The organism is Novosphingobium sp. BL-A-28-Hi1-0D (assembly GCF_055521755.1).
In genome coordinates, this window is sequence record NZ_CM145502.1 from 1,178,094 (window position 1) to 1,191,783 (window position 13,690).

The window sequence follows — 13,690 nt, forward strand, 5'->3', positions numbered from 1 at the left end:
CCCGGACGCGTCTTTGCTACTTCGCGAGCACCGTGATCTCGAGTCCGGCGGCATCGACGGCCAGCAGGCGATCGATGTTCGGATGCGCGCCGGGACGCGCCATGGCATCAGGCGTATGCTCGCCGAACACCGCCAGTCCATGCTTCGCCGCAGCTTCATCAAGCTTTCCGAAGCACAGCTTGAGATAGTTGTAGACCTTGAGCGAACCCTGCTTGCCCGGCTCGTTGGCAATGCTGGCGACAACGGCGCCTGTGGCATCGATCAGGTCGATGCGTGCAATGCCCTCGATCGAGGGCAGCAGGGCAAGGTTGTCCTTGAACGAGGCGGTAGGGTGAATCGGGTTCATTGCGGTCCTACGGGCATGTTGTCGATCAGGCGGGCCGCGCCGATGCGCGCGGCGACGAGCAGGCGGGCGGGTTGCCCGGCATAGTGTTCCAGCGCTTCGAGCGAGGCGGCGTCGCGCAAGTCGGCATAGTCGACCGAGGCAAAGCCGGTGGCGAGGATGTCTGCGTTCAGCGTGGCGAGCGTTTGCGCGACATCGGCACCACCTTCGATTGCGGCGATGGCACGGCGCATGGCAGCCGAAAGGCCTGCGGCCTGCGTGCGCTCGTCTTCCGTCAGGTACTGGTTGCGGCTGCTCATGGCGAGGCCGCTCGGCTCGCGCACAGTCTCGACGCCGATGATGTTCGAAACGTGGGGCTGGGTCAGGTCGAGGTCGCGCGCCATGCGGCGGATGATCGCGAGCTGCTGCCAGTCCTTCTCGCCGAACAGGGCAAAGTCGGGGCGGACCTGGTTGAACAGCTTGCACACCACGGTCGCCACGCCATCGAAATGGCCGGGGCGCGCGGCTCCGCAGGCGACTTCGCTCACGCCCGAGACGCTGATGTTGGTGGCGTAGCCGTCCGGATACATTTGATCGACTGTGGGGGCCCACAGGATGGCGACGCCCTCGGCCTCGAGCAGGGCAGCATCGGCGGCGAGGCGGCGCGGATAGGCGTCGAGATCCTCGTTCGGGCCGAACTGGCGCGGGTTGACGAAGATCGAGGCAATGACGTGATCGGCGCGTTGGCGGGCCTCACGTACCAGCGTCAGGTGGCCTTCGTGCAGCGCGCCCATGGTGGGGACGAAGGCAACGGTTTTTCCCCCGTTTTTGAGCGCGTCGACCGCTTTGCGCAGGTCTTCCAGCCGGTTGATCGTTTGCACCTTGGCAGCCACTCCCCTAAGTCTGACCCGACGGGCGATACGGGCGGCGAACGCCTCTCGCAAGCCTGACGCGCCAACAACCGAGAGAGATTCCAGCCTTGTCAAATGGCCCGCACCGCATTGTCTTCGCCAACGAAAAGGGCGGCACCGGCAAGTCCACCACGGCGGTGCACGTCGCCGTGGCGCTGGCCTACCAGGGCGCCCGGGTGGCAACGATCGACCTCGACCACCGCCAGCGCACGATGCACCGCTATTTCGAGAACCGCGCCGAGACGATGAAGCGCCGCGAGATCGCGCTGCCGACGGCGACGTTCGAAGTGTTCGGCGGGGACAATGTCGAGGAGCTGGACGCGCTGAGCGAGCGGCTGGCCGAAACCTGCGACTTCATCATCTACGATACGCCGGGGCGCGACGACGTGATGGCCCGCCACGTGGCGACGCGTGCGGATACGCTGGTCACACCGCTCAACGACAGCTTCGTCGACTTCGACCTGATCGGGCAGGTGGACGCCGAGACCTTCAAGGTGCGCCGCCTGTCGTTCTATGCCGAGCTGATCTGGGAAGCGCGCAAGAAGCGGGCAATGGCGACGATCAAGGATTCGCGGCGCGAGATGGACTGGGTCGTGGTGCGCAACCGCACCGGCTATACCGAAGCGCGCAACCAGCGCCGCATCGACCAGGCGCTGACTGAGCTGTCAAAGCGCGTCGGCTTCCGCGTGGCGAGCGGCCTTTCGGAACGCGTGATCTATCGCGAGCTGTTCCCGAGCGGGCTGACCCTGCTCGACAAGGGCCATCTGGGCGAGCTGGGCACCAGCCATCTGGTGGCGCGGCAGGAACTGCGCACGCTGGTCATGGGGCTGAACCTGCCTGTGCCGGCCAAGAACGCGCCCGAACCCAAGCTGGAAAGCGCAGCCTGATGATCAAGCTGCTCACGCTTGCCGCCCTTGTCAGCATTGCCTGCAAGCTGCTGTCGGGGCGCTGGCCGTGGGAACTGCTGCAGGGCGATCCGCGCGCGGCAAACGAAAAGCGGGCCCGCAATCTCCTCGGGCTTGGCGAGGCGGCGGGCTATGACGAGGTGATCGAGGCACATCGGCGGCTGATCCAGAAGGTCCATCCGGACCGGGGCGGCAGCAACGAGGCGGTGCATGAAGCCAACGCCGCACGCGACCTGCTGCTGGCACGGCTCTCGGACCGGCGCGGCAGCTGAGGCGGCGGGCAAATTGGCCCACGAGTTCCACCCCTCGATCCTGCGCGAATATGACATTCGCGGGGTGTTCGGCGAGACGCTGAGCGCAGACGATGCGCGGGCGGTTGGACGCAGCTTTGGCAGCGTGGTTAGAGCGCGTGGTGGATCGCGGGTCGCGGTGGGCTATGACGGGCGTGTCAGTTCGCCCGTGCTCGAACACGCGCTGGTCGAAGGGCTGACCGCCAGCGGCGTGGACGTGGTGCGGATCGGACTTGGCCCCAGCCCGATGCTCTATTTTGCGGCGACGCCTGCAGCGGGCGCCCTAACCCCAGAGGTGCAGGGCGGCGTTCACGTAACCGGCAGCCACAATCCCGCCAATCACAATGGCTTCAAGATGGTACTTGAAGGGGCTCCTTTCTTTGGCGGGGACATAGAGGATCTCGGGCGCATCGCCGGTGAAGGCCACTGGACGTCCGGCCGGGGCAGCATCGAGAACGCCGACATTGCCACCGCCTACGTCGATTGCCTGATCGGCGCCCTGGACGGGATCGATCCGGCTGCCCTCAGCCGCATGGGCATCGGCTGGGATGCCGGCAACGGTGCTGCCGGCCCCGTCATCGAGGCGCTGACGGCGCGACTGCCTGGACGGCATGTCCTTCTTTACACGAGCGTGGACGGCCATTTTCCCAACCATCATCCTGATCCGACTGTGGAATCCAATCTCGCCGATCTGAGAGCGGCTGTCGTGGCGGGAAACCTCGACTTTGGACTGGCCTTCGACGGAGATGGCGACAGGATCGGAGCGGTGGACGGCAAGGGCCGGGTGGTCTGGGCGGATCAGCTGCTGGCAATCTATGCGCAGGAACTGCTGCACGAGCAGCCAAACTCCACGATTATCGCGGATGTGAAGGCCAGTTCGACCCTGTTTGCGCGCATCGCCGAACTGGGCGGCGTGCCGCTGATGTGGAAGACCGGACACTCTCCGATCAAATCCAAAATGAAGGAAACAGGTTCACCACTGGCCGGGGAAATGAGCGGGCACGTGTTCTTTGCCGACAAGTACTTCGGCTATGACGACGCGCTCTATGCCGCCGTCCGCCTGATCGCGGCGACAGTCCGAATCGGACAGTCGCTTACGGATTTGCGTGATGCGATGCCGGAAATGGTCGCCACGCCCGAACTGCGCTTTGCCGTGGCGCGCGAACGCAAGGTGGCTGCGGTCGCGCAAGTATTGGCGGCGCTCAGGGGTGACGGGCGGCAAGTCAACGATACCGATGGCGTTCGCGTGGATACGCCGGACGGCTGGTGGCTGCTGCGATCCTCGAACACCGAGGACGTGCTGGTGGTGCGCGCCGAGGCCCGCGACGAGGACGGGCTCGACCGGCTCCTGGCCGAAGTCGATGCCCGCCTTGCCGCGGTGGGGATCAAGCGTCCGGCGTAACCGAGCGGTCGCCATTGCCCCAGCCGAGCGTTCCACCCTGCCCTTCGAGACCGCTGCCGGTCTTTACCCGAAGGTTGTTCTGCACGTGCTTCACGCCGCTGATCGCCTCGACGATGTCTTCGGCGCGGCGCTTGTCCATCCGGCTGGTGACAGTGCCCGAAAGAGTCACTTCGCCCTCGGTCACGGTGACCGATATCTGGCGAGCATCGATCCGGGAATCGTCGGTCAGGTGATCGTTGGCGTCCTCGCGAATGCGTTCGTCCGACCGCGTGTAATCGCTGGGGCCGCGCCCGCGATGGTCTTCCTCACGCCTTTCGAGCGCATCTTCGTCGCCGAACCAACCGCGCACCTCGTCGACAGCGCGGTCGAAGAAGCCGCGCGGATCGCGACCGGTATAGGCCCCGCTGCCGCTGTAGCCGTAAGACGAAGGATAACCGCCGCTGCTGCCGGTGCCGTAGGCGCCCTGTCCGGTCGGACCGTTCCAGGCCCGCCTTCCCTCGCCATAGTCTTCAGCGGTGAAGTAGTCTGCGGTGTCGCTTCCACCGAAGCCGATGTCGCGGTAACGCGGGCGACGCTGTGCGGCCGATTGCCCCGTACCGGCATAATTTCGGTCACCCACCTCCCAGTCATGCGTGCGGCGATCGCCGCGCATGTCGCGGCCCTGCCATTGCGACGGAGGATCGTTGCGCGGGGTGGCGGCGCCGGTCGAGCCCGAGCGGCTCCACTGGTCTCGATCCCGGTCGTTGCGATCAAGACGGTCGCGCGCAAACTCGGGCGCGAACTCGCCGGAATAGTCGCGGCTCGGCCGTCGCTCCTCGTCCTGCCAGCGGTCGCGCGAATTCCAGTCCGTGCCTTGGGCCATGGCTCTTCTCCATTCAAAATGATTGTCGTGAAGAGGAAACGGACCGGAGCGCTCCCTGCCCCCGCATCCTGACGCATCCAGCGGCCATCCCGTCGCGCGACAGGATGCAGCGCTTTGCGCTTGCCAAGCGCGCAAGGCCTGTCGCATCACGCCGCTTGACCAGAACGGGAAGACGAATGCTCATCGGGATCGATCTGGGGACCACCAACAGCGCGGTGGCCCTGTGGCAGGCAGACGACAATGGCGGGGGACAGGCGCAGCTGGTGCCCAATGCGCTGGGCGCACTGCTGACGCCTTCGGCCGTCTCGGTCCTGCCCGATGGCACGACGCTGGTCGGCGCCGCCGCGCTCGAGCGCGTGGGCCTGAAAGACGGGGCGACCGCGACCAGCTTCAAGCGTTACATGGGCACCGACCGCAAGGTGAAGCTGGGCAAGAAGGAGTTCTCCGCCGAGGATCTTTCCGCGCTGGTGCTGATGGCGCTGCGCGACGATGTGACCGCGCTGACCGGCACGCGCCCGACCGAAGCGGTGATCACGGTTCCTGCCTATTTCAACGACCGCCAGCGCAAGGCCACCCGGCGCGCGGGAGAGCTGGCGGGGCTGACCGTCCGCCGCCTGATCAACGAGCCGACCGCCGCCGCGCTCGCCTTCGGGCTGCAGGACAAGGAGGAGCGCGAGCCGTTTCTGGTGTTCGACCTTGGCGGCGGCACGTTCGACGTCTCCATCGTCGAGATGTTTGAAGGCATCGTCGAGGTGCGCGCCTCTGCAGGCGACAACCGGCTGGGCGGCGACGATTTCAACTCGGCACTGGCAACGGCGGTACGCGGGCGGCTCGATCCTGACGGGCTGCTCGGCAAGCTGGGCGAGCAACGCGCGCAGGCGCTGCTGCTGCAGGCCGCCGAGAAGGCCAAACGCGCCCTGAGCGAGGCGCAGGAGACCGAATTCGCGCTGACCGTGGACAACCAGCGACTTTCCACCACGGTCACCACCAGCGAGTTCGAAGCGCAGGCCGAAGGGCTGATCAAGCGCTTGCGCGATCCGGTGGTGCGCGCGCTGCGCGACAGCCAGATCGATGCGGCAAGCTTGAGCGAGGTCGTGCTCGTCGGCGGGGCGACGCGCATGCCGGTGGTGCGCAAGGCGATCACCCGGCTGTTCGGGCGCTTCCCCAATTCCTCGGTCCACCCCGACCATGCCGTGGCGCTGGGCGCGGCGATTCAGGGCGGGCTGATCGCGCGCGACGGGGGCCTTGAGGAAATCCGCATCACCGATGTCTGCCCGTTTACGCTCGGCATCGAGACTGCGGAGCATTCGGCGCGCGGCACGGTGCAGCAGGGCCTGTTCTCGCCGATCATCGAGCGCAATACCCCGGTCCCGGTCAGCCGCTCCGGGCTCTACAGCACGATGGCCGACAACCAGAAGCAGATCGAGGTGAAGATCTATCAGGGCGAGGCGCGCGAGGTTTCGGGCAATGTCCACCTCGGCCAGCTCAAGGTTCCCGTGCCGCCGCGTCCCGCAGGCGAAGTGTCGATCGACGTGCGCTTTTCCTACGACAGTTCGGGCCTGCTCGAGGTTGACGTGGAAGTGCCGCTGACCGGCGCGAAGCACAACCTGGTGATCATCGACGAGGAAGATCGCCGGGCCGCGAACGATCTGGAATCGCGGCGCAAGGCGCTGGCCGCGCTGAAGCATCACCCTCGCGAGGAAGCGGGCAATCAGGCGCTGCTCGCGCGGGCGGAGCGCTGCTACGAGGAGTTCCTCGGCGACATCCGCGCCGTAGTCGGCGACCGGACGCGCATGTTCGTGGCCGCGCTCGACAGCCAGGACCCCCGCCGGATCACCGATGCGGCGGCAGGGCTGACCGAACTGCTCGACATGCTCGAAGCGAACCCGCCGCTTTGACACCAACGACATGACACCGACCCAGGCCTGGAAAGTCCTCGGGATTGCCAAGACGCCCGAAGTGGCGGCGATCCGGCGTGCCTATGCCGAGCGCCTGAAGGCGATGGACGTCGACAAGGACGTCGATGGCTACGCCCGGTTACGCGAGGCGCGCGATGCGGCGCTGCGTTGGGCAAGGATGCAGGCCACCAAGCCCCCTGCCGAGGACGACTTCGATCCATTCGCGGGCGTGACTCCGCTTGAAGAAACGGAAGCTTCTACTGAGCCGGAACCTGAACCCTCCAACTGGCTCTATGCCGCGCCCGAGGCCAAGGGCGAATCCGACCCGAGTCTGACGACACGGCTGGGCGGTGCGGCGCCAAAGCTTGACGTGGTCAGCGGCTTCTCGGCGGCGCAGGCTCCGGCGGATCAGGCCATTGCGGTGGCGCGCGATCCGTTTGCGCGCCCGGTGCTGCTGGGCCTTGAGGCGACATCGGATGCCGTAATGCCGGCATGGGCGCACGAACAGGCGCTCTATCGCCTGCTCCTGCCCGAAGCCCATGACGACGAGCTTCCCCCGCTGGAAGGCTGGGAGGAGGCGATGGCGCTGGGCCATCTGAAAGCCGTGCTGCGTCATGCCGAAACGGTCAGTGTGACCGCCTTCGACGAGATCGACAATTGGCTGGCGCGCATTCTCGCCGATGCCTGGCCGCGCTCGGCCCCGCTGCTCGAACCTGCTGCCGCGCTGTTCGGCTGGGAAAGCGAGCGCGGGCAGGTTTCCGAGCGGCCTGCGGTGGCTTTCCTCAACGCCCGCCTGCGAGGCCTGCGCTTCCGCGAGAAGGTGGAAGACCCCAAGCACCCGCTGCACAAGGCGTGGAGGGAACTGACCACGCCCGCGCAACAGGGCAGCCGCCGCGGCTGGTTCGTCAAGCGCGCGGAAGTGGAGCAGTTGCTCGAAGGAATACGGCGCAATTTTCCCGAACTGGAGCACCACTTCGATCCCTGGCGGGTCGCGCTGTGGGAGAAGTCGTCGGGCGGCAACGTCGGGCAAGGCTGGTTCAGCAACGGGCGGCTGGTAATCTTCGGCGTGATCCTGCTGGTGCAGGTGCTGCGCTTTGCCTTCAGCGACAGTGACCGGAACAACGCGCCGCCGCCGGTGCCACCGATCGAGCTGTCCGCTGCCGATACGGCGCGCGAGCAGGAGATCATCAACCGCGCAGTGACGACGGTGTTCGGGCCGGAGATCACGTTTGACGGGTTGCAATCGCTGCAGCCCGATCTCGCCGCGCTGTTCAGCGCCAACCGCACCATCGCGCGCAGCGACGGCAGCAGCGACGAGGTCTATGTCTCCAAGGTCCACGATCTGGTGCGCGAGCGCATGTACATGACCGCGCTGGTCGAGAAGGGCCAGCTTCTGGCCGACGTACAGCGCATCCGCGCCGATATCCTGCGCGCGGCGCGCAAGGCAGGTGATGCGCAATGCATGGCCTACGTCCGCACGCGCAGGCTGGCGCCTGAAGTGTCGATACCTGTGGCGCTGCAGTTGCGTGAGCGGGATCTGGCAACGCGCATGCTCGATGCGCGCCAGCTCGGGCCACCAAAACGGATCGCGCCAGGAACGGCGAGCGTGCCGGGAGCGCTGGTCGAAAAGGTCATGACCGCCACCGGCCTTCCGGACAAGCGCGTGAGCCAGGCGATGGGCAACAAGGGATCGGACGCCGACCAATGCGCCGTGACCATTGCCCTGCTCGACGCGACCCTTGCGTGGAAGGGATCGGCCAAGGAGCGCGAGGCAATCCTTTCGGTTCTTTGAGGCGATCCCTATCTTGAGGGTGATGACGTTGCCCGCCTCCATCACCGACTGGTTCACCGCTCGCGGCTGGCGCGTGCGGCGGCATCAGAGCGAGATTCTTGAGGCCGCGCGCGAGGGGCAGCATGCGCTGCTGGTAGCCGATACGGGTGCGGGCAAGACGCTGGCGGGGTTCCTGCCGACTCTGGCAGACTTTGCGGGTGACGATCCACCGGAAGACGGGCTGCACACCCTCTACGTATCTCCGCTGAAAGCGCTGGCGCATGATGTGCAGCGCAACCTGCTCACCCCGATTGGCGAGATCGGGCTGAATGTCCGGGTCGAGACGCGCAGCGGCGATACGCCGTCCGACCGCAAGGCGCGGCAACGGGCCAAGCCGCCGCATGTGCTGCTGACCACGCCTGAATCGCTTTCGCTGCTGCTGAGCTATCCGGAAGCTGCGACGATGTTCGCCTGGTTGAAGCGGGTGATCGTGGACGAGGTGCATGCCTTTGCCACGGGCAAGCGCGGCGATCTGCTGGCGCTGTCGCTGGCGCGTTTGCAGGCGCTTGCGCCAGACATGCGACGCGTGGCGCTTTCGGCGACGGTGGCCGATCCGCAGGACTTCTGCGCCTGGCTCGCGCCCGATGGCGATGCCGCTTCGGTGCGGTTGGTGGAGGGGGAGGAAGGCGCGAAGCCCGAGCTTTCCATCATGAACCCCGAGGACCAGCGTGTGCCCTGGGGCGGCCATGCAGCGGCATGGGCGGTGCCGCAGCTCTATGACGAGATCCGCCGCAACAGGACCACGCTGATCTTCACAAACACGCGGTTTCTGGCGGAATACATCTTCCAGCTGCTGTGGGACGTGAACGACGATCACCTGCCCATCGGCATCCACCATGGCTCGCTGTCCAAGGAAGCGCGGCGCAAGGTGGAAGGGGCGATGGCGCGGGGGGAATTGCGCGCTCTGGTCTGCACTGCCAGCCTCGACCTCGGTGTCGATTGGGGTGACATCGATCTGGTGGTGCAGATGGGCGCGCCCAAGGGCTCCTCGCGCCTGTTGCAGCGGATCGGGCGGGCCAACCACAGGCTCGACTGCCCAAGCCGCGCGTTACTGGCTCCCGGCAACCGTTTCGAGTTTCTCGAGGCCCTTGCCGCACAGGAAGCGGTGCATGAGGGCAAGCGCGATGGCGAGGACTTCCGCCCCGGCGGCCTCGACGTGCTGGCACAACACGTGATGGCCTGCGCCTGCGCGGGTCCGTTTGACGAAGACGCGCTCTATGCCGAGGCGCGTTCGACCCATCCCTATCGCTGGATTGACGAGGCGCAGTGGCAGCGGGTCTTGGCGTTCGTCGCGACGGGCGGGTACGCGCTTAGGGCCTACGACCGGTTCAAACGCATCGTGCGGGACCGCAACGGCACCTGGCGGCTGACCCATCCCGAACATGCTGCACGGTTCCGGCTGAACGCGGGGATCATCGTCGATTCCGAAATGCTCGAGGTGCGATTCCGCAACGGCCGCTCGCTGGGCAAGGTGGAGGAGAGCTTCGGCGCGACGCTCTCGCCGGGCGACACGATCCGCTTTGCCGGCATGGACCTTGAGGTCGAAGGCGTGCGCGACCTGGAACTGATCGTGCGCGCGGCGAAGAAGCCGGGACAGATCCCGAGCTACATGGGCGCACGCCTGCCGCTGACGACGCACCTTTCGGACCGGGTACGGGGCCTGCTGGTGGACCGCGCGGGCTGGTCGCGCTTTCCCGATGACGTGCGCGAGTGGCTGGAAATGCAGGACTGGCGCAGCAGGTTGCCGGGGCCGGGAATGCTGCTGGCGGAGAGTTTTCCGTATCAGAACAAGCACTACACCGTCTATTACACCTTCGAGGGGTGGAACGCGAACCAGTCGCTCGGCATGCTGATCACGCGGCGGATGAACGAGCGCGGGCTGGTGCCGCTGGGGTTCGTGGCAAACGACTATTCGCTCGCCGTGTGGAGCGCGCGGCCGGTGGAGGACCCGGCGCCGCTGCTTTCGCCCGATATTCTGGCGCATGAGTTCGTGGAATGGGTGCAGGAATCGCACCTCCTGCGCCGCGCCTTCCGCGAGGTGGCTGTGATTTCCGGGCTGGTCGAGCGGCAGCATCCGGGCAAGCGCAAATCGGGCAAGCAGGTGACCTTCTCGACCGACCTGATCTACGACGTGTTGCGCAAGTACGAACCGGACCACCTGCTGATCGAAGCCGCCTGGGCCGATGCGCGGGCGCGGATGACTGATGTCGGCCGTCTGGGGGATTTGCTCGACCGGGCACAGGGGCAGCTGGTCCACGTGGAGCTGGACCGCGTCAGTCCACTGGCGGTGCCGGTGCTGGTGATGATCGGGCGCGAGACGACGCCAGCGGGCGCTGCTGATGACGAACTGCTGATCGAGGCCGAGAGTCTTGCATCGGCGGCGATGCGGGCGGACTAAAACTATCCCACATTTCCGTCATCCCGGCGCAGGCCGGGATCCATGACCTGTAACGAGAGCACATGGGCCCCGGCCTTCGCCGGGGTGACGGTCAAAAGCTGCGGGTCAATTCGTCTCGCGCGTTAGCCGGTCGGCCAGTTCGGCAATCTCCGAAGGATCGAGCAGCCACGTGCGCGTCGCCCGGCCTTCGCGATGGATCGGCTTGGTCAGCAGGACGCGCGCATTGCCGCGCGCATGGGGCTTGTAGAGGCCATAGTGCAGCGCGCAGTCGCGGATCGTGCCGATGATCGGGGCGCGACCTTCAAGGTCGATCATCGTGGCGGGCTGATCCCACGGGATATCGTCGGTAAACGCCATCCTCAAACGTCCAGATTGGCCACGTTCAGCGCATTTTCCTGAATGAATTCGCGGCGCGGTTCGACGATGTCGCCCATCAGGCGGGTGAAGATTTCGTCGGTAATGTCGGCGTCCTCGACCTTCACCTGCAGCAGCGAGCGGTTGTCGGGATCGAGCGTGGTTTCCCAGAGTTGCTCGGCGTTCATTTCGCCAAGACCCTTGTAGCGCTGGATCGACAGGCCCTTGCGGCCACCGGCGAAGACCGCGTCGAGCAGTTCCGAAGGCCGGGTGATCGCATCCTTGACCTTGGCGGCAGGGGCGGCTGCGGGAGCATCCTCTTCCCCTTCGGCCACAGCCACGGGCTCGGCATCGACCGGCGCGGAGCTGGCGCGGACCAGACGGGCCATACCGGCATAGACTTCGGCGTTTTCGGCGGCGAGCTTGGCGAGCTTGCGCGCTTCGGCACTGACGAGGAACCCGGCTTCGATCACGTGATGATCGGTCACCCCGCGCCACACGCGCTTGACGTGGTAGCCGCCTTCTTCGGCAAGCTCGACGGTCCAGCGCGCTTCGCCATCGCCGCGGTTCAGCCAGTCGGCGGCGCGGGCCAGCGCCGCATCGCGCTCGGCCCCGGCAATGGCGTGCTCGAGCGAGCCGGACAGGGCCAGCGCTTCGATGATCGCCGGATTGTAGCGGCGTGGCACGAAAGCCATCAGGTTGCGCAGGCGCAGCGCGTGTTCGACCAGTGCTTCCAGATCGGGACCGCTGCGCGCGCCGCCGGTGGTTTCCAGCACGCGCCCGGAAAGGCCGGCTTCGACGAGGTAACGATCGAGCGCGGCGTTGTCCTTGAGGTAGACCTCGCTGCGGCCCTTGGCGACCTTGTAGAGCGGTGGCTGGGCGATGAAGAGATGGCCGGCCTTGATGATATCGGGCATCTGGCGGTGGAAGAACGTCAGCAGCAGCGTGCGGATATGCGCGCCGTCGACGTCGGCGTCGGTCATGATCACGATCTTGTGATAGCGCAGCTTTTCGAGGTTGAACTCGTCGCGCAGGCCGGTACCCATCGCCTGAATCAGCGTGCCGACTTCCTTCGAACCGATGATCCGATCGAAGCGGGCGCGCTCGACGTTGAGGATCTTGCCCTTGAGCGGCAGGATCGCCTGCGTCTTGCGGTCACGCCCCTGCTTGGCGCTGCCGCCTGCCGAGTCACCCTCGACCAGGAACAGTTCGCACTTGGCGGGATCGCGTTCCTGACAATCAGCGAGCTTGCCCGGCAGCGAGGCGATGTCCATCGCGCCCTTGCGGCGGGTCAATTCGCGGGCGCGCTTGGCCGCTTCGCGTGCGGCGGCGGCATCGATCACCTTCTGGATGATCGCCTTGCCGTGCGCGGGATTTTCCTCAAGCCATTCGGCCATCTTGTCGGCCATCAGGCTTTCGAGCGGCTGGCGCACTTCGGAGGAGACCAGCTTGTCCTTGGTCTGCGAGGAGAACTTCGGGTCAGGCAGCTTGACCGAGACGATGGCGGTCAAGCCCTCGCGCATGTCGTCACCGGTAAGGGTGACCTTCTCCTTCTTGAGCATGCCCGAACGCTCGGCATAGCCGTTCAGCGTACGGGTCAGCGCCGCGCGGAATGCGGCCAGGTGTGTGCCGCCATCGCGCTGCGGGATGTTGTTGGTGAAGCACAGCACGTTTTCGTAGTAGCTGTCGTTCCATTCCAGCGCGACGTCGATGCCGATGCCATCGCGATTGGCCGAAATCGCCACCGGTTCGGGCATCAGCGCCTGCTTGTTGCGATCGAGGTACTTCACGAAGGCCGCGATGCCGCCGACGTAGTAGAGATCGTGCTCCTTGACCTCCTCGTGGCGCTTGTCGCGAAGCAGGATGCGCACTCCCGAGTTGAGGAAGGCGAGTTCCCGGTAGCGGTGCTCAAGCTTGTCGAAATCGAACTCGAGCACGTTCTTGAAGGTGTCGTGGCTGGCCTGGAAGGTCACGCGGGTGCCCTTCTTGCCTTCAGGAGCGGGCCCACGCACTTCGAGCGGCGCAACGGCATCGCCGTGCGCGAACTTCATCCAGTGCTCCTTGCCGTCGCGCCAGATGGTCAGCTCCAGCCATTCGGACAGGGCGTTGACCACCGAGACGCCGACGCCGTGCAGACCGCCCGAAACCTTGTAGGCGTTGTCGTCAGACGTGTTCTCGAACTTCCCGCCCGCATGGAGCTGGGTCATGATCACTTCGGCGGCCGAGACGCCCTCTTCGGCGTGAATGTCGGTCGGGATGCCGCGGCCGTTGTCCTCGACCGAGACCGAGCCATCGGGGTTCAGTTCGATCAGCACCAGATCGCAGTGCCCGGCCAGCGCCTCGTCAATCGCGTTGTCCGAAACCTCGAACACCATGTGGTGCAGCCCCGAGCCGTCGTCGGTATCGCCGATGTACATGCCGGGGCGCTTGCGGACCGCGTCGAGGCCCTTGAGAACCTTGATGGAATCGGCGCCATAGGCGTTGGTGTTCGGGGTGTTTTCGTTGGTGCTGGCCATA

The 13,690-nt window shown here is 66.0% G+C and carries 11 protein-coding genes; 6 read left to right on the forward strand and 5 right to left on the reverse strand.

Annotated features, from left to right (window positions below; translation table 11 throughout):
* Positions 1 to 16: 16 nt before the first annotated feature.
* Together ACZ1JW_RS05840 and panC are read right to left on the reverse strand one after the other, a co-directional pair.
* Positions 17 to 346 (reverse strand): DUF2322 family protein, encoded by a 330-nt coding sequence (locus ACZ1JW_RS05840; protein WP_465142302.1) that lies wholly within the window; start codon positions 344 to 346, stop codon positions 17 to 19.
* Positions 343 to 1,203 (reverse strand): pantoate--beta-alanine ligase, encoded by an 861-nt coding sequence (gene panC, locus ACZ1JW_RS05845; protein ID WP_465142735.1) that lies wholly within the window; start codon positions 1,201 to 1,203, stop codon positions 343 to 345. The genes ACZ1JW_RS05840 and panC overlap by 4 nt, the downstream gene beginning before the upstream one ends.
* A gap of 98 nt (positions 1,204 to 1,301) precedes the next feature.
* Here panC and ACZ1JW_RS05850 point away from each other — a divergent pair, with 98 nt between their 5' ends.
* The 3 genes from ACZ1JW_RS05850 to pgmG are packed head-to-tail and all read left to right on the forward strand — an operon-like array spanning position 1,302 to position 3,830.
* Positions 1,302 to 2,120 (forward strand): division plane positioning ATPase MipZ, encoded by an 819-nt coding sequence (locus ACZ1JW_RS05850; protein WP_465142303.1) that lies wholly within the window; start codon positions 1,302 to 1,304, stop codon positions 2,118 to 2,120.
* Complete coding sequence (locus tag ACZ1JW_RS05855) at positions 2,120 to 2,410, forward strand: J domain-containing protein (protein WP_465142304.1); 291 nt, start codon at positions 2,120 to 2,122, stop codon at positions 2,408 to 2,410. The genes ACZ1JW_RS05850 and ACZ1JW_RS05855 overlap by 1 nt, the downstream gene beginning before the upstream one ends.
* A gap of 13 nt (positions 2,411 to 2,423) precedes the next feature.
* Positions 2,424 to 3,830 carry a phosphoglucomutase/phosphomannomutase PgmG gene (gene pgmG / locus ACZ1JW_RS05860; protein ID WP_465126437.1) on the forward strand — a complete coding sequence of 469 codons (1,407 nt, stop codon included), beginning with the start codon at positions 2,424 to 2,426 and terminating at the stop codon, positions 3,828 to 3,830.
* On the opposite strand, the gene ACZ1JW_RS05865 is transcribed toward pgmG, so the two are convergent.
* Positions 3,814 to 4,692: a BON domain-containing protein gene (locus ACZ1JW_RS05865; protein WP_465124441.1), complete on the reverse strand. Its 879-nt coding sequence runs from the start codon at positions 4,690 to 4,692 to the stop codon at positions 3,814 to 3,816. The genes pgmG and ACZ1JW_RS05865 overlap by 17 nt on opposite strands.
* A 176-nt stretch (positions 4,693 to 4,868) precedes the next feature.
* Between ACZ1JW_RS05865 and ACZ1JW_RS05870 the strand changes: the two genes are divergently transcribed.
* The 3 genes from ACZ1JW_RS05870 to ACZ1JW_RS05880 are packed head-to-tail and all read left to right on the forward strand — an operon-like array spanning position 4,869 to position 10,819.
* The gene (locus ACZ1JW_RS05870) at positions 4,869 to 6,590 is read left to right on the forward strand and encodes an Hsp70 family protein (protein ID WP_465142305.1); all 1,722 of its coding nucleotides are present in this window, start codon (positions 4,869 to 4,871) and stop codon (positions 6,588 to 6,590) included.
* A gap of 10 nt (positions 6,591 to 6,600) precedes the next feature.
* The gene (locus ACZ1JW_RS05875; RefSeq protein ID WP_465142306.1) at positions 6,601 to 8,382 is read left to right on the forward strand and encodes a hypothetical protein; all 1,782 of its coding nucleotides are present in this window, start codon (positions 6,601 to 6,603) and stop codon (positions 8,380 to 8,382) included.
* A 22-nt stretch (positions 8,383 to 8,404) separates the two neighbouring features.
* Entirely contained in the window at positions 8,405 to 10,819 is a 2,415-nt protein-coding gene (locus tag ACZ1JW_RS05880) for a ligase-associated DNA damage response DEXH box helicase (RefSeq protein ID WP_465142307.1), read from the forward strand.
* A 105-nt stretch (positions 10,820 to 10,924) separates the two neighbouring features.
* On the opposite strand, the gene ACZ1JW_RS05885 is transcribed toward ACZ1JW_RS05880, so the two are convergent.
* Positions 10,925 to 11,176, reverse strand: coding sequence for a hypothetical protein (locus ACZ1JW_RS05885; RefSeq protein ID WP_465142308.1), 252 nt, complete (start codon positions 11,174 to 11,176; stop codon positions 10,925 to 10,927).
* Between the two features lie 2 nt (positions 11,177 to 11,178).
* Positions 11,179 to 13,689, reverse strand: coding sequence for a DNA topoisomerase (ATP-hydrolyzing) subunit B (gyrB, locus tag ACZ1JW_RS05890; protein ID WP_465124436.1), 2,511 nt, complete (start codon positions 13,687 to 13,689; stop codon positions 11,179 to 11,181).
* Position 13,690 lies beyond the last annotated feature (1 nt).